General features: G+C 37.3%; 20 protein-coding genes and 1 pseudogene. 18 read left to right on the plus strand and 3 right to left on the minus strand.

Annotated elements, in window-relative coordinates; translation table 11 throughout:
* Positions 1-10 precede the first annotated feature (10 nt).
* The 3 genes from ACVBAX_RS03220 to ACVBAX_RS03230 all read left to right on the plus strand — a co-directional run bounded on the left by ACVBAX_RS03220 (position 11) and on the right by ACVBAX_RS03230 (position 2,073).
* Positions 11-589 (plus strand): SCO family protein, encoded by a 579-nt coding sequence (locus ACVBAX_RS03220; protein WP_430773126.1) that lies wholly within the window; start codon positions 11-13, stop codon positions 587-589.
* 82 nt (positions 590-671) lie between these two features.
* Positions 672-1,505 carry an SGNH/GDSL hydrolase family protein gene (locus ACVBAX_RS03225; RefSeq protein ID WP_447115854.1) on the plus strand — a complete coding sequence of 278 codons (834 nt, stop codon included), beginning with the start codon at positions 672-674 and terminating at the stop codon, positions 1,503-1,505.
* Positions 1,498-2,073, plus strand: coding sequence for a YpmS family protein (locus ACVBAX_RS03230; RefSeq protein ID WP_430773128.1), 576 nt, complete (start codon positions 1,498-1,500; stop codon positions 2,071-2,073). The genes ACVBAX_RS03225 and ACVBAX_RS03230 overlap by 8 nt, the downstream gene beginning before the upstream one ends.
* Before the next feature lie 21 nt (positions 2,074-2,094).
* Here ACVBAX_RS03230 and ACVBAX_RS03235 read toward each other — a convergent pair whose 3' ends face one another.
* Entirely contained in the window at positions 2,095-2,865 is a 771-nt protein-coding gene (locus ACVBAX_RS03235; protein ID WP_447115855.1) for a DUF4397 domain-containing protein, read from the minus strand.
* 153 nt (positions 2,866-3,018) lie between these two features.
* On the opposite strand from ACVBAX_RS03235, the gene msrA reads away from it, so the two are divergent.
* Both msrA and msrB read left to right on the plus strand, forming a co-directional pair.
* Positions 3,019-3,546, plus strand: a complete 528-nt coding sequence (msrA, locus tag ACVBAX_RS03240; protein ID WP_447115856.1) for a peptide-methionine (S)-S-oxide reductase MsrA — start codon at positions 3,019-3,021, stop codon at positions 3,544-3,546.
* A 35-nt stretch (positions 3,547-3,581) separates the two neighbouring features.
* Entirely contained in the window at positions 3,582-3,971 is a 390-nt protein-coding gene (gene msrB / locus ACVBAX_RS03245) for a peptide-methionine (R)-S-oxide reductase MsrB (RefSeq protein ID WP_447116027.1), read from the plus strand.
* 29 nt (positions 3,972-4,000) lie between these two features.
* Here msrB and ACVBAX_RS03250 read toward each other — a convergent pair whose 3' ends face one another.
* Complete coding sequence (locus ACVBAX_RS03250) at positions 4,001-4,606, minus strand: DUF502 domain-containing protein (protein WP_430773131.1); 606 nt, start codon at positions 4,604-4,606, stop codon at positions 4,001-4,003.
* Between the two features lie 250 nt (positions 4,607-4,856).
* Between ACVBAX_RS03250 and ACVBAX_RS03255 the strand changes: the two are divergent.
* From ACVBAX_RS03255 to ACVBAX_RS03305, 11 genes and pseudogenes are all read left to right on the plus strand, one after another.
* Positions 4,857-4,949, plus strand: a pseudogene (locus ACVBAX_RS03255) (YjcZ family sporulation protein); the annotation flags it as partial.
* 184 nt (positions 4,950-5,133) lie between these two features.
* Complete coding sequence (locus ACVBAX_RS03260; protein WP_430773133.1) at positions 5,134-6,600, plus strand: NAD(P)/FAD-dependent oxidoreductase; 1,467 nt, start codon at positions 5,134-5,136, stop codon at positions 6,598-6,600.
* A 68-nt stretch (positions 6,601-6,668) separates the two neighbouring features.
* Positions 6,669-7,646 (plus strand): S66 family peptidase, encoded by a 978-nt coding sequence (locus ACVBAX_RS03265; RefSeq protein ID WP_447116028.1) that lies wholly within the window; start codon positions 6,669-6,671, stop codon positions 7,644-7,646.
* Between the two features lie 155 nt (positions 7,647-7,801).
* The gene (locus ACVBAX_RS03270; RefSeq protein WP_447115857.1) at positions 7,802-9,154 is read left to right on the plus strand and encodes an aspartate aminotransferase family protein; all 1,353 of its coding nucleotides are present in this window, start codon (positions 7,802-7,804) and stop codon (positions 9,152-9,154) included.
* Positions 9,151-9,843, plus strand: coding sequence for a CoA transferase subunit A (locus ACVBAX_RS03275; protein ID WP_447115858.1), 693 nt, complete (start codon positions 9,151-9,153; stop codon positions 9,841-9,843). The genes ACVBAX_RS03270 and ACVBAX_RS03275 overlap by 4 nt, the downstream gene beginning before the upstream one ends.
* The gene (locus ACVBAX_RS03280; RefSeq protein ID WP_447115859.1) at positions 9,828-10,469 is read left to right on the plus strand and encodes a 3-oxoacid CoA-transferase subunit B; all 642 of its coding nucleotides are present in this window, start codon (positions 9,828-9,830) and stop codon (positions 10,467-10,469) included. The genes ACVBAX_RS03275 and ACVBAX_RS03280 overlap by 16 nt, the downstream gene beginning before the upstream one ends.
* A 25-nt stretch (positions 10,470-10,494) precedes the next feature.
* Positions 10,495-11,772 carry a peptidase gene (locus tag ACVBAX_RS03285; protein ID WP_447115860.1) on the plus strand — a complete coding sequence of 426 codons (1,278 nt, stop codon included), beginning with the start codon at positions 10,495-10,497 and terminating at the stop codon, positions 11,770-11,772.
* Between the two features lie 69 nt (positions 11,773-11,841).
* Positions 11,842-12,711, plus strand: coding sequence for a putative beta-lysine N-acetyltransferase (ablB, locus tag ACVBAX_RS03290; protein WP_447115861.1), 870 nt, complete (start codon positions 11,842-11,844; stop codon positions 12,709-12,711).
* A 57-nt stretch (positions 12,712-12,768) separates the two neighbouring features.
* Positions 12,769-14,169: a sigma-54 interaction domain-containing protein gene (locus tag ACVBAX_RS03295; protein WP_447116029.1), complete on the plus strand. Its 1,401-nt coding sequence runs from the start codon at positions 12,769-12,771 to the stop codon at positions 14,167-14,169.
* A gap of 368 nt (positions 14,170-14,537) precedes the next feature.
* On the plus strand, positions 14,538-15,962 hold the full coding sequence (gene kamA / locus ACVBAX_RS03300) for a lysine 2,3-aminomutase (protein ID WP_447115862.1): 1,425 nt from the start codon (positions 14,538-14,540) through the stop codon (positions 15,960-15,962).
* A 6-nt stretch (positions 15,963-15,968) separates the two neighbouring features.
* Positions 15,969-16,250 (plus strand): YokU family protein, encoded by a 282-nt coding sequence (locus ACVBAX_RS03305; protein WP_447115863.1) that lies wholly within the window; start codon positions 15,969-15,971, stop codon positions 16,248-16,250.
* 425 nt (positions 16,251-16,675) lie between these two features.
* Here ACVBAX_RS03305 and ACVBAX_RS03310 read toward each other — a convergent pair whose 3' ends face one another.
* Positions 16,676-17,920, minus strand: a complete 1,245-nt coding sequence (locus ACVBAX_RS03310; RefSeq protein WP_447115864.1) for a helix-turn-helix domain-containing protein — start codon at positions 17,918-17,920, stop codon at positions 16,676-16,678.
* Between the two features lie 454 nt (positions 17,921-18,374).
* Between ACVBAX_RS03310 and ACVBAX_RS03315 the strand changes: the two genes are divergently transcribed.
* Entirely contained in the window at positions 18,375-19,763 is a 1,389-nt protein-coding gene (locus ACVBAX_RS03315; protein ID WP_447115865.1) for an MFS transporter, read from the plus strand.
* 283 nt (positions 19,764-20,046) lie between these two features.
* Positions 20,047-21,768 carry a sensor histidine kinase gene (locus tag ACVBAX_RS03320; RefSeq protein WP_447115866.1) on the plus strand — a complete coding sequence of 574 codons (1,722 nt, stop codon included), beginning with the start codon at positions 20,047-20,049 and terminating at the stop codon, positions 21,766-21,768.
* Positions 21,769-21,775 lie beyond the last annotated feature (7 nt).

Raw genomic sequence — 21,775 nt, forward strand, 5'->3', positions numbered from 1 at the left:
AGGTGGATAAATGAAGGTTAAGATGTTTAAATTGGTAAGTATTCTGATGGTATTTATTCTTGCAGCATGTGGGAATAATGGGATACCAGATGCGAAAAATTGGCCAGTTGCTGATTTTACGTATACAAATCAGGAAGGTAAGCCCTTTAGTTTAGAAGATTTAGAAGGGAAAATGTGGGTGGCGGACTTTATTTTTACTAACTGCGAGGACGTGTGTCTTCCAATGACGTATAATATGGAAAAGCTTCAACAGATGGTCAAAGATGAAGGGATTGAAAATGTTGAGTTTGTTTCCTTTTCTGTAGATCCTAATGTTGATACACCTGAAGTGTTAAAAGAATTTGGCGAGTATTTCAAGGTTGATTTTTCTAACTGGAATTTCCTGACTGGATATGAGCAAACGCATATAGAAGAGTTTGCAATGGATTCATTCAAGACAATAGTTAAAAAACCAACAAATCAAGACCAAGTTATTCACGGGACTGACTTTTATCTAGTTAATCAAGATGGTAAAATTATGAAATATTATACTGGTCTTAATGAAATTCCTTATGAGGAAATAATTAATGATATGAAAGCCCTTCAATAGACCTTTTAAAGGTCTATTTTAGTTTATTTGACAAGCAGTTCACCATAGACTATACAAAAAACTATAAAGGCAGGTGTGTTTCGTGAGGTGGGCCTTTATTCTTGTTATTTCTTTTGTACTTTCCTCTTGCAGTCAAATACAAAATCAAAAGTTAGATCAAATACAGTTTAGAGAAACTACGGTAAAAAACAAAGCATCTATTCCAATTGATTTTATTTCCGAACCTTTTCAAATGGTTTCAGTAGGAGACTCTTTAACTCAGGGTGTAGGGGACAGTACAAACCGTGGAGGCTATGTACCTTACCTTAAGGAGTATCTAGAAAAAGAAAAGGGAATAAGCGAAGCGGAAATCGTTAACTACGGAGTAAGAGGCAATCGAACGTCCCAGCTTATTAGTAAATTAAAGACAGATGAAGTGAAGGATTCTATAACGACAGCAGATATGATCCTTATCACCATTGGTGGAAATGATGTAATGAAAGTAGTAAGAGAAAATTTTTCTACCTTAGATCTGGAGTTATTTAAAACGGAAAAAAAGCAATTTGAAAAAAATCTTCGAACCATTATTGAATTGATTCGTGAAGTAAATCCTTCAGGTACGGTTGTCTTGATTGGATTGTACAATCCTTTTTACGAGTGGTTTCCTGATGTAGAAGAGATGGATATCATAATGCAGGATTGGAATATAACGAGTCGGACGATATTAACCGACTATGAACGGGCTTATTTTGTCGATATAGCTGATATTTTTCGGGAAAGTGAAGAGAATCTTTTATATACAGATTACTTTCATCCTAATGATTTAGGTTACGAAAAAATTGCTGTGAGAATTTACGAAACTCTTACATTAGGAATATTGACGGAACGGTATGAGGTTAGATCGACTGCCAGAAATGAGGCAAACACTAATGAATAGTTGGAAAAAACTTTTTATAGCTTTGATCATTGTTAATATCATCGTTGTAGTTGGAGTGATTTTCTTGATTTTCCTACCTACAAAGGATGAAGAGATTGCTCTAAACGATATCAATCAGGATGATTATGTACAATTTCATGTTCAATCAAACAAAGCCGATTTAAACAGATTGATCAATCATTATATTGAAGAGCAAGGGCTGAATGAGAGAATCAAGTACAACGTCACACTAACTGACCAGGTAGAATTGTACGGGACAATGAAAATATTTACTCAAGACGTGGAATTAAAACTTACCTTTGAACCAGCGTCTTTAGATAATGGTGACTTGATCCTAAGACAGAAGACCATCTCAATCGGGCATTTAGAATTGCCCGTACCTGTCGTATTGAAATTCATTCGAGACAGTTATGATATACCTTCTTGGATTACGATTCGACCAAATGATGAAGAGGTCTACGTAAACCTTCATGATCTAAAACTAAAGAGCGATACAAAGGTAAGAGTAAATACATTTGATTTAAAAAGAGATAATATTGTATTTACTCTTCTTGTTCCAATAAAATAGGTGGGGAAATGGCCACCTATTTTATTCTCTCTCCGTTAAAATGATAGGTTCAATCGATGGTTCACCATCACTTAGTCCTACCGCTACAAGTGTGTACACTTGATTTCTTTGGAAAGAAAGAGCTGGCAACGGAAGAAGGACATTCTTAGTTCCTGTAGATCTTACTTCAAGATCGACGGTCAATGGAGACAGGGCTAAATAATCGCTTAAGCGCCTGAACCCAATATTACGGAATACAACATCACCGTTCTTTACGGCTATATCAACAGGTTGAGTATCAGGTGAGAGATGTACAAATCGAACTTTTGTTTCACCGGACGGGATACTCGGATTATCCTCAAGCTCTACAAGCTTTAACTTTTCAACCATATCAGCAGCAGCAAGTGTATATTGCTTCCCAGCCTCAACCGTTACCTTTTTACTTAGAACGGTTGATACCATGTCTCCTGCAGGATATATGTCAACTTGATACTTTCCAGCAGGTAATGATAAGTAATTGCTAGTTTCTTTAAATGGAAAATCGCGTAAAATTCGATTTCCATTAATATATACATCAACTTTCGGTGCATCAGGTGAAGCATGTAGGATACGAATTCTAGCTGGTGAACTGCTCTGATAGTAGTTTGCAACTGATTGAGCTCTTAAGGAACTCATTGCTTTGTTCATGTATCTAATGTGTCTTTGGTAATAGTGAATATGCATGGATGGATCTAAGTATTTATAATATTGTGCTAATAAATCATACCTAGCAGCTTTATGCATATAGTCATCATGGTTTCTGTATTCAGACAAACCCCTCACTCCTTAAAGGATATTCAGTGTAACATATGCTTTGAAGGTCGAAGAGGTGCCTATGTTTTTTACTGTATGGAAGCTCCTTGTTTGCATTGAAAGTCTTAATGAAATACTCTATATATGTAGGAGTTATTTGAAAAGAGGTGCCTTATGGAGAAACTTGCGACATTTGCTGGTGGATGCTTTTGGTGTATGGTAAAACCGTTTGATGAACAGCCTGGAATTATTTCTGTCATCAGTGGCTATACAGGGGGACATAAGGAAAACCCTACTTACGAAGAGGTATGCCAAGAAACAACGGGGCATTACGAGGCTGTACAAATTACGTATGATCCTGAAGTATTTTCTTATGAAAAGCTGTTAAGTGTATACTGGCAACAGATTGATCCAACCGATCCTGGTGGCCAGTTCTATGATCGGGGCCAATCGTATGAAACGGCAATCTTTTATCATGACGAAGAACAAAGAGTATTAGCTGAACAATCAAAGCTAGAATTAGCGCAAAGTGGTCGTTTTTCAAAGCCTATCGCGACAAAAATTTTACCGGCAAAAGTATTTTATACCGCTGAAGATTATCATCAGCAATTTTATAAGAAGAACCCAGTACGATATGGACGGTATTCAGAGGGGTCTGGGCGTGCTGCCTTTATTAAGAAAGCTTGGGGGGATGACCAGTGACAAAAGAGGGAGATTTAAAAGAAAGATTAACTCCTATGCAATATGAAGTGACCCAAAGAAATGGGACGGAGCCGCCGTTTCGAAATGAATATTGGGATCAGTTTGGCGAAGGTATTTATGTAGATATTGTTTCAGGTAAGCCGCTTTTTAGCTCGAAAGATAAATATGATGCGGGATGTGGGTGGCCAAGCTTTACAAAGCCTATCGATGAGGAAGAAATTATCGAAAAAATGGATCATAGTCATTTTATGTTTCGTACCGAAGTTCGAAGTAAATCTGCAGATTCTCATCTTGGTCATGTGTTTGATGATGGACCAGGTCCGACGAAGTTAAGGTACTGTATTAACTCTGCGGCACTTCAATTTATTCCCGTTGAGGAGCTGGATGAAAAAGGATACGGTAAGTATAAAGTTTTATTTTCATAAAATCAAAAGGTAAAGGCCAAATGAGGCTTTTACCTTTCTTTTTGAGCTTCTAACAATGTTGTTTTTTTCGAGGTCATGCCACCAGAAAGGATAAATTTCATCGCGTCTTCTGGCTTAACATCGATAAATTCAACATCCTCTTTTTTGATTAAAAAGGTGAATCCAGCAACTTGAAAGGTTTGTGGGACATACACAGCGATATAATCACTTAGCGGTTCGTAAAAAACTTGAAGATCCTCTGCTGTAACAAACCCCAGGCTTTTCATATTTGTACCTGGTACGGTTACAAGTGCCACCTTTGAGAAGGATTTTTTCTCACCTAAGAAGGAATGGACAGTATCTTTGATAACCGAATAAACAGTTTTCACGAAAGGAATTTTCTCTAATAATCTGTCAATGATTCGGAAGATGGTACCCGTTACAAACTTCGTAGATAAAAAACCTAGAATGGTAATTAACACTAACGTTGCCAAAATTCCGATCCCTGGAACATACGACTCTTTAAAGTACTGCTTCAGGAACCCACCTAATAGTCCATCTAAAAACATGAAGGTTTTATATGTTACGTAAATTACGAGAATAATTGGTACAATCGTTAAAATACCATTTACAAAGCTCTTTAAAATACTTTTCATTTTTAAATAACTCCTAACCTTTTAATATAAAAACATTACAATGTTTATCCGCTTTTGACAAGGGAAACACTGATCGCCTAAACTTTTTCGGAAAAAATGGGCATATACACATGCGGGACAAGGACCTACTACATATTGTGGATAGTGTAAAAGGAAAGCTTAATTAGGAGGTATAAACTTTATGCATTACGGACATGGATGTGACCCTTGTTACCCTGGTTACGGGTACCCTACAGCAGTTTCGCCAGTTGGATGTGGATATGGTGGCGGTTTTGCATTAATCGTTGTCCTTTTCATTCTACTCATCATCATCGGTGCTAGTTTCTACGGAAAAGGATGCTAATATAAACAGGAGCTCGAGCGATAGTGCTCGAGTTTTTGTTTGAATTCAAAAACTAAAATACGAACATTATATTTGTACTTATAAAAAATGTTCGTATTTTTGTTGACTGAATAATCTATATTTGGTATATTTACACATGGTTAAAGGAAATACGAATATAGATAGTAGCCTCGGAGGGAATACCTTGAAAACAAATTATGATGTTATCGTTGTTGGAGCAGGTCCAGCTGGAATTTTTACATGTTATGAACTTACATTAAAAATGCCAGAAGCATCCATATTATTAATTGATAAAGGTCACGACATATATAAAAGAAACTGTCCTATTTTACAAAAAAAAATCGAGAAATGCCCACCAGCCGCTGGTAGGAAGGAATTTGCAGGGTGTCTACCTGCGTGTTCTATTACCAACGGATTTGGAGGAGCAGGTGCATACTCGGATGGAAAGTTTAATATCACCAGTGAGTTTGGTGGCTGGATGACGGATTATTTACCAGATTCACAGGTTGTTGATTTAATAAATTACGTGGACCGAATCAACCTTGACCACGGAGCGACAGAAAGCATCACTGACCCTTTAACTGATAAAGTTAGAGATATCGAGAGACGTGGATATGCAGCGGGATTAAAGCTGTTACGTGCTCAGGTAAGACACTTAGGAACAGAACAAAATCTACAAATCCTTCAAAGCATTTACGAATACTTAAAAACAAAGATTGATATGGTCTACAAGGCAGAAGTTGAGGACTTAATCACAGAAAAAACGCCAGATGGTCATAAGGTAACCGGAATTAAATTAAAGGCTGGGGAAAGCTTATCTGCTGAAAAAGTGGTGGTTGCACCAGGACGCGACGGTTCGGTATGGTTGGCTAAGCTATTAAAATCGAGACGTTTAAAAATGATTAATAATCAAGTGGATATTGGTGTTCGTGTAGAAACATCAAATATTGTTATGGAAGAAATTAATGAGCATTTGTATGAAGGTAAATTTACGTTTAATACATCTGTTGGTACTCGCGTAAGAACATTCTGTAGCAATCCTTCAGGACATGTTGTTGTTGAGAACCACTCTGGAATCATGTTAGCGAACGGTCATGCTTATAAGGATCCTAAATTAGGTAGCCCAAATACGAACTTTGCCTTATTAGTATCTCACACCTTCTCAGATCCTTTTGATAAGCCAAATGAGTACGCACATGAAATTTCTAGGCTAGCCAATAGTTTATCTAACGGTGGACTAATTGTTCAAAAGTACGGAGATATTTTAAAAGGACGCCGTTCCACTGAAAAGCGTATTAAAGAGGGCTTTTTAGAGCCGACACTTAAAGAAGCAGTACCTGGAGATTTGGGGTTAGTGCTTCCATATAATACACTGAAGAGTTTAGTTGAAATGACAGAAGCATTAAACCATGTATCGCCAGGTCTTGCTTCTGAGCACACACTGTTCTACGGTGTAGAAGCGAAGTTTTACTCTGCACGACCAAAGCTAAATGATCGTTTTGAGACGGAAATTAGCGGGCTTTATGTTGGTGGAGATGGAGCAGGGATCACTCGAGGACTGGCTCAAGCTAGTGCGTGTGGTGTTTGGATTGCTAGGGATATCGTTGCAAAATCAACTAGACGAACAAACACAGAACCAGTTTTGGTATAATAAGAAGGACCTGTCAATTCATGGCAGGTTCTATTTTTCTATTAGAAAAGGGGAAGGATTCAATGGGGATTGTTCCACCACGTTTACAACCAGGTGATGAAGTTCGAGTCATATCGCCTTCTAGAAGCATGGCGATCATTAAGGAAAAACAAGTTGAAATTGCTCGAAATCGATTAGAAGCATTAGGGTTTCATGTGACGTTTGGGAAACATGTACATACTCACGATGAGTTTTTTAGTACGTCAATCAAAGAGCGGATTGAAGATTTGCATGACGCGTTTCTGGACCCTAATGTAAAAGGAGTATTTACAGCTATAGGTGGATATAACGCCAATCAACTGCTCAAGTATATCGATTTTAATATTATTAAAAACAACCCTAAAGTATTTATTGGCTATAGTGATATTACCGCATTAAACCTTTCTATTTATCAAAAGACTGGATTGATCACTTACTCTGGTCCACAATTTTCTACTTTTGGGATGAAACATGGCTTGGAGTACACAATGAATTCCTTTATTGAAGCAATCACCAATGATGCACCATATGAAATTGCACCCTCCGAATTTTGGAGTGATGATCCTTGGTATTTAGACCAAGAAGATCGGACTTTCCATGAACAAAAGGAATATCTTATCCTTCAGGAAGGAAGTGGAAAGGGAACCATTATGGGGGGGAATTTGTGTACAATGAATCTTCTTCAAGGAACTGAGTTTATGCCGTCGCTAAAAGGGAGTGTCCTGTTTATTGAAGATGATGACGAATCACATGCACTTACCTTCGACAGGGACCTGCAATCTCTCCTTCACCTCCCAGATGCCTATGATATTCAAGCGATAGTGATTGGAAGATTCCAAAAGGATTCCCAAGTAACCGAAGAAGCTTTAAGGAAAATCATTTCATCTAAAAGAGAGCTTTCACATATACCGATTATAGCAAACGTGAACTTTGGACATGTTAGTCCAATTGCGACACTTCCAATCGGTGGAAAAGCAACCATTGAAGCGGGGCAAGGTAGCTGCTCAATACAAATAGATCAACTATAGCAGTGAAAAGGAGCCATTTGTTTATATTTGGCTCCTTTTCACTTTTTGTATACACGAATTAGGAACTAAAAACAACTTTGCAAAGAAAGATTTCCTCTTCTTACTCATACAATCTTATAAGGCATCGCTTACGCTTGTATGAACGGGGGAGTCAAATGGAGCATTCATATTTAATTAAACCGTTGCTTGATGCGGTATATCCAACAATAGATTATGGGAAGGGCATTTATTTATATGACAAGGAAGGGAAGAGGTATGTTGATGCTTCATCCGGTGCTGTAACTGCCAATATTGGTCACGGTGTTCCCGAAATTATTGATGCGATGGTTCAACAAGCAATGCGGGTGTCCTTTGTCTACCGATCGCAGTTTACTAGTGAAGCAGCGGAAGCACTAGCTGAAAAAATTGCTGAACAATGTGTTGGGTCTTTGAACTGGAGTTTTTTTGTAAATAGTGGCTCAGAAGCAACAGAGACTGCTATGAAAATAGCCATACAGCATTGGCAGGAAAAAGGGGTTAAAACGAAAAATAAAATCCTTTCTCGATGGGTTAGTTATCATGGAATCACACTCGGTGCGTTATCGATGTCAGGTCATACCTTGAGGAGAGCAAGATTCATCCCTCTACTTGAGGATTTTCCCTCCATACAACCTCCTTATTGTTATCGTTGTCCATATAACTTAGAACCGACCTCGTGTAAGTTTGCCTGTGCAACTGAACTGGAAAATGTGATTAAAAAAATAGGAGCAGAACAGATTGCTGCTTTTATAGCAGAGCCGGTAATTGGGGCTGCGGGTGGGGCCATATCACCTCCAGAGGGTTATTACAAAATAATAAAAGATATATGTGACCATCATCATATTCTTTTTATCGCAGATGAAGTAATGACTGGATTTGGCCGGACGGGAAAAATGCTAGCTTGTGAGCATTGGGGAGTCGAGCCAGATATAGTCGCACTCGGCAAAGGAATGGGAGCAGGTTATGCACCCATAGCTGCAGCTTTAGTGAGTGACAAAGTGATGGAACCAATCTTGGCTGGAACTAAAAGTATAATGAGTGGTCATACCCTAAGTGCGAACCCACAATCATGCGCGGTTTCACTAGCAGTCATGGACTATTTACAAAATAATAGAATTATAGAGCAGGTCGAATTGAAGGGCTTTTATTTATTTCATCATTTACAAGAAATAAAGAAAGAATTTTCATTTATTGGAGATATTCGAGGTAAAGGTTTGTTAATTGGGATTGAATTTGTTCAATCGTTAGGAAATAAAGAGCCTTTTCCAAGAAATGCTCAAGTTACAAATACAATGATTCAGCTTGGGGCTAATAATGGTTTATTGCTTTACCCTTCAGCTGCTGGACTTGACGGAATTCATGGTGATGCTATTATCCTTGCTCCGCCCCTGACGATTTCTAAGGACGAGATCGATGAATTACTAATTCTTCTGCGTGAAACCTTCCTAGACTTTTCCAATGAATTTTTAGAGGGGGGTGGTAAGTTATGAATAATCGCTTCAATAAGATTACCACGGTGGAAAAGGTTTTGGATTTATTTCATGATGGTGGAACCATTATGTTTGGTGGTTTTGGTGGGGTTGGTTCTCCGCCATCTATTATAGAAGGGCTACTGAATAAAGGGGTTAAGGATATAACGCTTATTGGAAACGATACGGGATTTCCGCATATAGGGATTGGGAGGCTTGTAGCAAACGGACGAGTAAAAAAAGTCATTGCTTCTCATATTGGTTCCAATCCTGTTGCTGGCCAACTAATGACTGAGGGAAGTCTTGAAGTAGAATTTTCACCTCAAGGAACGTTAGTAGAGCGAATTAGGGCAGGTGGCGTTGGAATTCCGGCCTTTTTAACAGATATTGGAATGGATAGTGACTTTGTGTCAACGAATAAAGAGATAGTTGTATTAGAGGGGAAAAATTATTTACTAGAAACAGCATTAAGTGCGCCAATATCAATTGTCTATGCGAAGAAGGCAGATGAATACGGCAACCTTATTTATGATAAAAGTGCGAGAAATACCAATCCTTTGGTAGCGATGGCTGGAGATATTACGATCGCAGAGGTGGAGGAAATCGTTGAAGTGGGTGAACTTCATCCGGATGAAATCGTCACACCTGGAGTGTTCGTCAATTATATTGTTCCGACTGAAGGGGTGAACTGGAAATGGGTATGGGAATAGGTATTCGTGATCAAATGGCCAAAAGAGCTGCGGCAGAAATTAAAGAAGGCATGGTGGTTAATTTAGGGATAGGAATTCCCTCGCTTGTTCCGAACCATCTTCCATCAGAAATAAACGTCATGTTTCATGCGGAAAATGGAATTGTTGGGATGGGGCCTTCACCAGAACATGGGGAAGAGGATGAAAACCTCTGTAATGCTGGAGGATACCCGGTTAGTTTAGTTAGTGGTGGTTCTTATTGTGATAGTGTCATTGCCTTTGGAATGATACGTAGGGGAATCGTGGATATCACCATTTTAGGAGCATTGCAGGTAAGTGAAAAAGGAGATTTAGCGAACTGGATTGTTCCGGGTAAAAAAATACCTGGTATGGGAGGTGCAATGGAGCTTGCACAGAAAGCACAAAAGGTGATCGTTTTAATGAACCATATAGATAAAGCGGGAAATAGCAAAATTGTAAAAGAATGCTCTTTTCCATTAACCTCTCGCTCGTGTGTGGATATGATTATAACGGATATGGCCGTCTTTCATGTGACGGATAAAGGTTTAGTTTTAAGTGAGGTTTTTCAACCTTATACATTGGATCAAGTTCGTGAGTCTACTGATTGTTCATTTTTTTGTAAGTAACACATAGATAAAGGGGCGAAGAGGGATGGAAGAGGAGCTTCGCGAAGTTAGAAAGTGGATGAAAAGGAACCGCGTACATGCAACTAGACTTCTGCAAAAGCTTGTACAAGAGGGAAGCGTAAGGGGGAAGGAAGCTGCTGCTCAAGCAATAATTATTGAAAAGTGTAGAGAGCTAGGTCTTCAGCTTGATATATGGGAGATTGGTGATAAAACCCTTATGAACCATCCTGCTTACTGCTCGGATCGAAAGGATTATACGGGGAATCCGAATGTTGTTGGTGTTTTGAAGGGGACTGGAAATGGCAAATCATTAATTCTAAACGGTCATATTGATGTGGTGCCAGAAAATAACTTGGCTGAGTGGAAAAATGATCCGTTTAGTGGCTTAATCGAAGAGGGAAAATTATATGGTCGTGGTTCCACAGACATGAAGGGAGGAACGGTGGCCCTGCTTCTTGCGATGGAAGCGATTATAGCTGCAGAGATTCAGCTGAAAGGTGATATTATCTTTCAAAGTGTGATAGAAGAAGAAAGTGGTGGCGCTGGAACCTTAGCTGCCGTACTAAGGGGATATCGGGCGGATGGAGCGATTATTCCTGAACCTACCAATCTGAAAATCTTTCCAAAGCAGCAAGGCTCTATGTGGTTTCGTGTGACTGTTAAAGGACGCTCAGCACATGGGGGTACTAGGTACGAAGGGGTAAATGCAATTGAAAAAGGAATATTGGTGATCAATCAGTTGAATGAGCTAGAAAAGGTTCGGAATAGTAGAATTGTAGACCCATTGTATAAAAATATACCCATTCCCATTCCGATAAATATCGGTAAGATTCATAGTGGGGATTGGCCATCCTCCGTTCCAGATATTTGTATAATAGAGGGAAGAATTGGTGTAGCACCCGACGAAAAAATGTCTGCCGTTCAGGCTGAACTAGAACATTCATTGCAGGAGCTCGAAAAGAAGGACATATGGTTTAAAGACTATCCAACAACGGTTGAGTGGTTTGGTGGAAGGTGGATCCCCGGTGATTTAGAAATAGAACATCCGTTACTGACTACTCTTGAATCATCCTATAGAGAAGTTATGGGATCTTCCCCTGTTATTGAAGCTTCCCCATGGGGTACAGATGGAGGAGTACTATCAAAAATTGGGGATATTCCAGTGGTAATCTTCGGTCCAGGCGTAACAGAGGTCGCTCATGATGCGAACGAATATATTGTTTTAGAAGATATATTTACGAGTGCGGATATCATTGCTACTACCATCATGAATTGGTGTGAAATAAGTGGAAGTGATTCATAGATTGTATAGAAATAATGAAGAAAGTCTGACCAAGTATTTGGTCGGGCTTTCCCTTTAGGAGGAGATACGATGAATCAGTTGCCAGCTTATCGTACAGTTGAGGAGAGTGGGATTCGATTCAAAGTTTACATGGACGTTTTTAATAAACGTGTACGAGTGGATCATTATGTGGGGGACCCCTACCTCGTCATGCAAGCTACCGAAGAGCTTGCAAAAGAGGCACATAGTGAAAAAATAATTATTAAAGGGAAATTTGAGGACTACAAAATATTTTTAGAAAAGGGATATAAGAATGAAGCGATCATAGATGGGTATTTTTTAGGATCGGATGGTTATTTTTTTTGTAAATACTTTGAGCCAGTCAGATCTTGTACCGCTCATCTTCAAGTCGAAGAAGATATTATTGCTTCTGTTCAGCATCTAAAGAGATCGTCACAAGTGATTATGCCACCAGCAGATTACAAGATTATGAAAGTGGGTGAGAAGGAAGCGGAAATGCTTTCGGATTTGTATCGAGAGGTATTTCAAATTTATCCCACTCCTCTTCATGATCCCGAATATGTGAAGAAGACAATGAAAGAAGGAACCATCTACTATGCCTTTATGTTTCATCACGAAATGATTAGTGCCGCATCTGCTGAAGTAAATTATATGTTTCGTAACGCAGAATTAACGGATTGTGCGACAAAGAAGGATCACCGAAAATTTGGATTAATGAAGATCCTTTTGAAAAAGCTTGAAGAAGACTTATTTGAACAACAAATCTTTTGTTCCTACTCTATAGCAAGGTCGCTATCCTTTGGAATGAATGCCGTTCTCCATCAATTGGGTTATCAATACCGAGGACGGTTAGTGAACAATTGTTACATTTTTGATAAGCTTGAAGACATGAATGTTTGGGTGAAAAATTTATCCGCCTACCAAGCTGCCGAAAATTAATATAAAGTGACAGTTTTTCGGCACATAGGCATATATATGCTTTAGGTGGTGATGATGATGTTTGAAACAAGCAGTATTTCCATTGAAGTAGTGACGGAAATCTTAAAGGGCGTTGATGAGGGCATTCACGTTGTGGATCTAAACGGCAAGACGATTTTTTATAACGAGGTGGCTGCCCAACACGATGGACTAACGGTGGGTGAAGTAATCGGGAAGCCGTTATTGGAAGTGTTTCCATCGTTAACAGAAGAGACGAGCACGTTATTAAGAGTACTAAAGTCTAGAAAAGAGATTGTGAATGTGGCTCAATCATATTCCAATATTCATGGAAAAAAGATTGAAACAATCAATTCAACGATTCCTATTTGTGTACATGGCGATTTTTTTGGCGCGATGGAAGTAGCAAAGGATTATTCGAGCATCAAAAGATTGTCTGAACAATTATTGGATTTACAAAAAGAAAAACAAGTGCTGAATCCAAAGAAAAAAAGCAAAAGCACCGTTAAGTATACCTTTGATGATTTACTTACAGAAAACAATGAGTTTCTTCAACTTAAAAAAGAAGCTTATAAGCTAGCAAAATCGCAATCATCGATATTAGTTTATGGAGAAAGTGGAACGGGGAAAGAATTATTTGTTCAAGGGATACACGATGCCTCTGTTCGAAGAAATGCCCCATTTATTGTTCAAAATTGCGCTGCCATTCCAGAAACATTACTCGAGAGTATTCTTTTTGGTACAGCAAAAGGGAGTTATACGGGAGCAGTTGACCGCCCTGGATTGTTTGAGCTTGCGGATGGAGGGACGCTGTTTTTGGATGAGCTTCATGCCATGCCGATTGATTTGCAGGCAAAGTTATTACGTGTTCTTGAAGACGGAATGATTCGGCGTATTGGCTCCTCGAAAAGTGTACAGGTAGACGTTCGGGTGATCGCTGCAATGAATGTTCATCCGAGAAAAGCACTAGAAGAAAAGCTGATAAGAATGGATATCTTTTACCGGTTAAATGTATTAACGTTTGAGTTATTGCCACTCCGGAAAAGGCCAGAAGACATTAAGTTTTTATTGAATAAATTTCTCGATCATTATAATGGAGTACTTCAGAAAAATATACAAGGTGTGTCTACTGAAGTGATGAACATATTTCGCTCCTACGATTGGCCAGGGAATGTTCGGGAGCTCAAACATACGATCGAGTATATGATGAATGTTTGTGAAGATACAAGTTTGGATATAGAACATCTACCTGCGATGCTGAAAGGAAATGTCTCTGTTTCTAGGAAAGTAATCAAAGGTTATTCTCTAAAGGGACAAATTGAGGAGTATGAAAAAAATATGATTTGTGAAGCTCTTGAGCAAACGCGTGGAAACATTAAGCAAGCTGCAAAACTGCTGCAAATTCCAAGACAAACCCTTCAATACAAAATTCAAAAGTACGAGTTGCAAGGTGCCGAATAATTGGCACCTTTTTGTATGAAAATTAAGATGTTAATGCCCCATGAGAGAGAAAAAAGAGTTGAATGGTAACTGAGTTGGAGTTTCAGTGCCCATAGAAGAGAAAAATAAAGCTTTGCGGTAACTGAATTGGGGATTCAGTGCCCATTGAAGAGAAAAAAATAACTTTGCGGTAACTGAACTGGGGTTTGAGTGCCCGTAGAAGAGAAAAAAATAGCTTAGTGTAAATGAACTGGTGTTTCAGTGCGTGTGAAGTATTTAAAAGCATCCAAACGGTAACTGATGTCCCCTTCAAAACAGCGCCTCCGATTATTAAGTTTTGGCACAAAACTTGCATGGTTTATGTAAAGCATGTTTGGGAGGAATGAAGAATGAAACATTCATTATATAAACCAGATCGTCATTGGTCTTCGATAGAGCTTTGGAAGGATGTTACGGAGGAGCAGTGGAATGATTGGATTTGGCAACTTACAAATACGATCCGAACACTGGATGATTTACGAAAAGTAATTAACTTAACCCCTGAAGAGGAAGAAGGAGTAAAGATCTCAACAAAGACGATTCCACTGAATATTACGCCATATTATGCATCGTTAATGAATCCAGATGATCCAAGATGTCCGATTAGAATGCAATCTGTGCCTATTTCACAAGAGATTGTTAAGACAAGATACGATCTGGAAGATCCTCTTCACGAAGATGAAGATTCTCCTACGCCAGGATTAACACACCGTTATCCAGATCGAGTGTTATTTCTCGTAACAAATCAATGTTCCATGTATTGTCGCTATTGTACGAGACGCCGCTTTTCTGGTCAAATCGGGATGGGAGTTCCGAAAAAGCAATTAGACGGGGCAATCAATTATATTAGAAATACACCACAAATAAGAGATGTTCTTATTTCTGGAGGAGATGGACTTTTAATCAATGATAATGTACTTGAATATATCTTAAAGAATTTAAGAGAAATTGATCATGTAGAAATCATAAGAATAGGTACTAGAGCACCAGTAGTATTTCCTCAGCGAATCACAGAAAATTTGTGTAATATTTTAAAAAAGTACCACCCAGTTTGGTTGAATACTCATTTTAATACTTCAATTGAAATTACAGAGGAATCTAAAAAGGCTTGCGAAATGCTAGCGAACGCAGGAGTACCAGTCGGAAACCAATCGGTAATTCTTGCTGGTATTAACGATTCTGTCCCAATCATGAAAAAACTCATGCATGATTTAGTAAAGATAAGAGTTCGCCCCTATTATATTTACCAATGTGACCTTTCAGAAGGCATCGGCCATTTCCGAGCACCTGTATCAAAAGGGTTAGAAATCATTGAAGGATTACGAGGGCACACATCTGGTTATGCCGTCCCAACCTTTGTCGTCGATAGTCCTGGTGGTGGAGGTAAGATTGCCCTTCAACCAAATTACCTCATTTCACAAAGTGCTGACAAAGTGGTACTACGTAACTTTGAAGGTGTTATCACTTCTTATCCGGAGCCTCAGAACTATGTACCTGGTAGAGCGGAGGATTATTTCAAAAGTGTATATTCCGATTATGAAAAGTACAAATCACAAGTCGGAATTTCAGCAATTATGAACGACAGCAAATTCAACCTTGTCCCGGAAGATTTACAGCGGTTAGACAGAAGAGAAAAATACCAGGAAGACCAGAATCACTCTTCTTTAAAAGATAAACGTCAAAAGCGTGATGAATTGAAAGAGAAGAAGTTTCAGGCACAGCAACAAAAATCCAGTGGACTCTCTGACCAAATAGACAAAACGGTAAAGGAGTAGTGATTAGTGGATATGAGATGCGAGTGGTGTGAAGGAAACGCGAGGATTGGTGAAAGCTCTGTATTTTGGGAGCTACCAGATGGATCAAGAGCAATTGAAATTACGGAAACACCGGCCATTATCTGTACGGAATGTGAAATGGTGTATCAGGAAGAAAAGGTGATTAAGGAAATTGAGGATCAGTTGTTTTTAGTTGATACGGGGAAAATTGGCAATACAATAAGCTTTAAGGAACTAATGGAACTACCAAGATTGCTGAAGAGAAATTATTTTGATTTTTCTTCTTAGTTATTATGTTTGAATGGCACTCAGTAGGGGTGCCATTTTGTCATTATATGTTAGTCATCTAGTTCAATCATAATTCTTCTTATATACTTTGTGGACTGATTTAAAATCGCTGTAGAATTGTGGGGATATTTTTTTGTAGTGCTTTGTTTGGAATAGATGGTACATCCAAATGTATTTTTAAATAGGTTTCGAACACTTTCAAAAAGAAATATAAGCATTATGTCACTTGATTTGGAGATTCTCCAAATCAAGTTCACGACTGCCAATGTAAGTCCTATACATGAATGGTTCATTTAGCCAGTTTTCTTTGGTAAACACTAAGCAAGAAACTGTGTAGAATAATTCTTAGCCGACAAGTACTCACATGCAGATGGTCCTGACTCCTTATGTTGTAATGCTTTAACGTATTGTGGGCCAGCCTCTTTTTAAACCTCTTTTTTAGATTTAAATTTTTTAGGTGTGGTTCCGGTGTACTTTTTAAATACTTTAGTAAAATGGCTTTGATCGTGAAAATTAAGCCAAGTATAGATTTCCGATAGAGGATATTCAGAATGTGTGAGGAGCTTTTTCGCCTCTTCGACTTTCTGTTTAAGAATATATTCGGTAATGGACATGCCTACCTCTTTTTTAAATAAAGCTGATAAATAGTTTTGGTGCATATTCGCTACTTTTGCTAGTTGTCCCAACGAGATGTTTTCATAAAGATGCTTAAAAATATAGGACTGACACTCGATAATGGGAGTAGTGTAGTTATGTTGCTGTGCTTCATTTACACGATCTGTAAAATCACATAAGGCTTTTATCAAATATGTTTGCACCTCTAATGCTTCATTAATGTCTTCTAAACCTTGTATATAGAGATCACTCAGGGTGTATGCTATTTCAGGATGGAGTCCTCCGTCAATTGCGTAACGCGTTGCCACAGCGATGGCTGATATAACCAAGTTTTTTTGACTTCTAAGATGGCTCTTTTTTGAAAGAACTCCCAGTCTCCCTTCAGATTCAGGAAGAGTCAATTTGTTTATGAGGTCTTCTTTACGCCCCTCTTTCACACATTGCATCAACATTTGTTCCCATTGATAAGAGACATGAAAAGAGATTTCTTGTCTTTTCTTTGACATGTGTAAATCAGGATTTTCTCTATTGGTAACGTTGTTTGTCAGTATAGTGTCCTTTTGAATGACTTCAGTAATTGAAAGTCGCTTCGTATACAGGAGATAAGTAACTAGAAGACCTGCATGCAAGAGGGTAAGCTTATTTATTATTGATAAAGATCCATAGTATTCCTTCAAAGTATCCACTGATACTTTGAATTGAAAATCATTTTGCAACCCGTATATCGTTTCATCCGCAATAGGCGCGTAAACGGACGGACCTAAAATCCAAGTACCTTGGATTTTACCCTTGTTACCAACTTTAATCGAAAGAAAGTTCTCTAGAAAGTTTGTTGTTCTCAGAACTGGAACATTAAAGGGGTCATCTGAAAAATCTAATTGTTCAAATAATTCATCATAGGATGGATATATGGGATTACTCTTAAAAATTGCCGGAAACTCCGTAATAACCTCTAAGTCATTATTTATATAAAAAACAGGGATTTTCACTGTTTCATAAATAAGCTTACTAAAGTATTCTATGTCCTCTTTGTTCCTTAACAGGGCTATCTCCATTAAGAAATACCTCCAATCCACAAATCCATAATTCTTAAACTCTAAATTTTCCTTGAAAACGTTTTAAAATGAATTATATTTTTACCGAAAAAATTATTTATTTACTAAAATAGTACAATGAAAACGTTTAAAATTCAAATCAAGTTAGAGAAAAAATACTATTAGGAGGATCTTATGAATCATAAAGAAACTATCCAACAACTCGTACAAGAAACAACTATAGTGGGAATATCGGGGTATACGCTGAATTAAATTTACAGCCTACCAAAATAGTGAGACGAATTGGGATACTTATGTTTTGATTACGGATGGACCACATGGATTCCGAAAACTAAAACAAGATGCAGATAAATCTTGTACTTTTTGAAACCGTTCACGCAAAGTGTTTTTCCATTAAATAAAAGAGTAAAAAAATAATAGTGCTAAATATAGTGAGTTAAAGGAAGTGTTTAATTTGGAAGAAAAAGCAGTAAACATTATGAATGCTGAAACTGAATTACCTGTTCAAAAATTAGGTGTTAAAGAAAAAGTATCTTATGGTTTAGGAAATCTATCAGCCAATCTTATGATAACTACAGCTAATTCATTTATTGTGTTTTTTTATACAGAAATTGCTGGAATTGCAATTGCCACTGTAGGGACACTCCTAATGATAGCACGAATTTTTGACGGTGTAACAGACCTAGGAATGGGTATGGTAGTTGATAAAACAAAGTCAAAATATGGTAAAGCAAAGCCATGGCTACTATGGATGGCAATACCTTATATATTAGCAATGGTACTGTTATTTACTTCGCCAGAAGTTGGTCAAACTGGTAAAGTTGTATATGCGTTTATAACTTATGTATTAGCAATCGGAGTTACTTTTACAATGATCTCTGTACCATATAACACTATGCTTGTCACATTATCACAAGATCAAACTCAAAGGGGACAGTTGAGTATTTCTAGAGCCGCTTTTGGCTTAATTGGAGGATTGCTTGTTGCCGTAGTTACTCTCCCGTTAGTAAGTTTCCTTGGGGGTGGCAAAAATGGTTGGATATTTATGGCCGTTGTATATGGTATTGTTGGTGCTTTACTTTATTTAATCGTATTTAAAAACACAAAAGAACGGGTTGATGTAAGAACTACTGAAAAGAAAGATACAGTGCCGATCAAACATAGTCTGAAAGCACTTGTGAAGAACAAGTATTGGTTATTAACGATATCTATTATTATTTTATCATTTGTTGGTGCTGGTCTGAGTGGTGTGGCCGTTTATTATGCGCAATATATTTTAGGTGATCCAAACTTAATGGGAGTTTTAGCTGTAGCGACAATATTGCCAACCATCCTTATGATGTTTTTTATGGATTATTTATTTAAAAAGATTGGAAAACGAAATCTTGCTGTGATAGGTGGAGTTGTAAGTATTATTGGGGCATTAATTATCTGGCTTGACCCTGAGAGTATTTTAATGGTGTCTGTAGGGTCATTTATACGTGGCTTGGGTGGAGCACCGCTTGGTGTAGCTGCATTCGTAATGTTAGCAGATAGCGTCGAGTATGGTGAGTGGAAGACGGGTATAAGGACGGAAGGGCTTTCGCTCAGCGCAGGAACATTCGGAGAAAAAGTTGGAACAGGTGTTGGAGGTATGATTTTAGGTGTACTTATGGGAATTGGCGGATATGTAGGTGGACAAGCTGAACAATCCGTAGCAGCATTAACATCCATAAAATTCGTGTTTATTCATGTACCAATTATTTTGAGTGTCTTATCTATCTTACTACTCTATTTTTATAAATTAGATAAAAAGTATCCTACAATTATTAAAGAACTTAATGAACGAAAAAATAACTATTAGAACATTAGTAGTACACTAGTAACATATTACGGTTATTGTTAATTAATTTATAACGTCTAAATCCGTTGATATCAATGGGTTAAGACGTTTTTTTATATCCACAATATCTACGAAATATAATCTTAAGACTATTATATTATCATAATCATCACGAATTACAGTGGCTCCGTAGTATCATATTTCCTCGAGTTCAAGCAATTATTTTAAATAAGATATGATTATTTGATTCTTATTGTATAATAAGAAAAAGAATTTTCTAAAAAATCTCGAAAGTAGGGAGAAAATGCTAAGACAAAAGAATGGGAAAATCTATAAATCTTTGATTTTTAAGCTTACAGTTGGTTCGCAATTAGTCATTATTCCACTTGTATTTATCCTTATTTTTAATAACTTTTATTCGATAAAGCTTTTTCGTGAAAAGGTGGCAGAATCAAAAAGCGACACTATTTCTCTATATATGAATCAAATTGATTCTGAACTAAAAAATGTAGATGCTTATCTCCTGAGAATCATTACATATGATATTAATATTATTAATTTGGAAAATTCAAATGAAGGAGACAGAATGGCATCTAAAGTAAATTTAAGTAAAAATATAGTTGAATCTATCTCCTCATTCCAATTAGTTGATGGTATATACATCTATTCAAAGTCAACAAAGGACTATTTATACTCTTATAGTGCGAGAACAAACTACAATGAGAGGATAGCTATGGAGAATTACACGAAAAATTCTATTGATAAGGGGACAAAATTTAACAAAAAAGAATGGTTTCCAGTTTCTGTTGATTCCTCTTACTATGTACAACGAAATATAGAGGTAGGAGATATTCATATTGGAGCCTGGATAAATGTTGAAACCTTTTTAAATTATCTAAATGGTATTGAATTAAAGCAAATGGGGTCTGTATTATTAGCTACATCCGCTGGAACGCCCATGAACAATATAGATTATATAATAAATAACAACATCGATTTATCAGATAAACAAGAAAGCTACTATTTTACAGGTACAAACAATAAATATATGGTTATAGGGAAAGATTCAAGACTTGGTAGTTTTAGGTTAATGTCTGTTAACAATAATAAAAGCCTTCTAGAAGGGCTAAATTTTATTCAAATTTCTATAGTTTTTATAGCATCTCTTTCCATATTTTTAATTCCCTTAACGTTTCTCATTTTGAGAAACTGGATTTTCAGACCAGTTAAAAAACTAAAGTTTGCCATTGATAAAATTGAAAATGGAGAACTGGATTATCAAATTAAAGATGAGGAACATCCCTACGAGTTTATGGTATTAAACAAAGCCTTTAATAATATGGTTGCACAGATTAAACAATTGAAAATTGATATTTACGAGGAACAGATCAACAAACAAAGGGCGGAATTGCAGTTTCTTCAGGTGCAGATTAGACCGCACTTTTATTTAAACGCTTTCAATACGATTTTTAGTATGGCAGAAATGAAAGATTATAAGTTAATTCAAGAGATGGTACGTTATTTGGCGGATTATTTAAGGTATATGTACAAAGGGGACTTCCTGCAGGTTCCCTTCGAAGACGAGTTGAAGCATGTACAGAACTTTCTTCAAATACACAGAATTCGGTCAGGAGTTAATTTGAGTTGTGAAATTGACACAGATCAGCGGTTAATGGATGTACCTATTCCACCACTTATACTTCTAACTTTTATTGAAAATATAGTAAAACATGCTTTAAACATATACGAGCCTATAAATGTATTAATAAAGGCAACTCTAGTTGAAAATGAGAATGGCAGATATGTAAATATTATTATCCAAGACAGTGGAAAGGGATTCTCTGCTGAAGCATTAGACAAAATAAATCATGGTAATATTGAAATAGAACAAGGAAAAAGCATCGGTATTTGGAATGTGAAGCAAAGGGTCAAACTAATCTATGGGGACATTGCTAGTATAAAAGTAAGTAATAGTGACAATTCAGGTGCATGTGTCGAAATCGTATTACCTTTGGAAAAGGAGTAGATAAAGT

The sequence above is a fragment of the Robertmurraya sp. GLU-23 genome (genome assembly GCF_052983275.1).

Excerpts from the sequence above, each read along its gene's own strand:
- ACVBAX_RS03220 (WP_430773126.1), top strand. The coding sequence starts at position 11 with ATGAAGGTTAAGATGTTTAAATTGGTAAGTATTCTGATGGTATTTATT.
- ACVBAX_RS03230 (WP_430773128.1), top strand. The coding sequence starts at position 1,498 with ATGAATAGTTGGAAAAAACTTTTTATAGCTTTGATCATTGTTAATATC.
- msrA (WP_447115856.1), top strand. The coding sequence starts at position 3,019 with ATGGAGAAACTTGCGACATTTGCTGGTGGATGCTTTTGGTGTATGGTA.
- msrB (WP_447116027.1), top strand. The coding sequence starts at position 3,582 with ATGCAATATGAAGTGACCCAAAGAAATGGGACGGAGCCGCCGTTTCGA.
- ACVBAX_RS03250 (WP_430773131.1), bottom strand. The coding sequence starts at position 4,606 with ATGAAAAGTATTTTAAAGAGCTTTGTAAATGGTATTTTAACGATTGTA.
- ACVBAX_RS03270 (WP_447115857.1), top strand. The coding sequence starts at position 7,802 with ATGGAGCATTCATATTTAATTAAACCGTTGCTTGATGCGGTATATCCA.
- ACVBAX_RS03275 (WP_447115858.1), top strand. The coding sequence starts at position 9,151 with ATGAATAATCGCTTCAATAAGATTACCACGGTGGAAAAGGTTTTGGAT.
- ACVBAX_RS03280 (WP_447115859.1), top strand. The coding sequence starts at position 9,828 with ATGGGTATGGGAATAGGTATTCGTGATCAAATGGCCAAAAGAGCTGCG.
- ACVBAX_RS03285 (WP_447115860.1), top strand. The coding sequence starts at position 10,495 with ATGGAAGAGGAGCTTCGCGAAGTTAGAAAGTGGATGAAAAGGAACCGC.
- ablB (WP_447115861.1), top strand. The coding sequence starts at position 11,842 with ATGAATCAGTTGCCAGCTTATCGTACAGTTGAGGAGAGTGGGATTCGA.
- ACVBAX_RS03295 (WP_447116029.1), top strand. The coding sequence starts at position 12,769 with ATGTTTGAAACAAGCAGTATTTCCATTGAAGTAGTGACGGAAATCTTA.
- kamA (WP_447115862.1), top strand. The coding sequence starts at position 14,538 with ATGAAACATTCATTATATAAACCAGATCGTCATTGGTCTTCGATAGAG.
- ACVBAX_RS03310 (WP_447115864.1), bottom strand. The coding sequence starts at position 17,920 with ATGGAGATAGCCCTGTTAAGGAACAAAGAGGACATAGAATACTTTAGT.
- ACVBAX_RS03320 (WP_447115866.1), top strand. The coding sequence starts at position 20,047 with ATGCTAAGACAAAAGAATGGGAAAATCTATAAATCTTTGATTTTTAAG.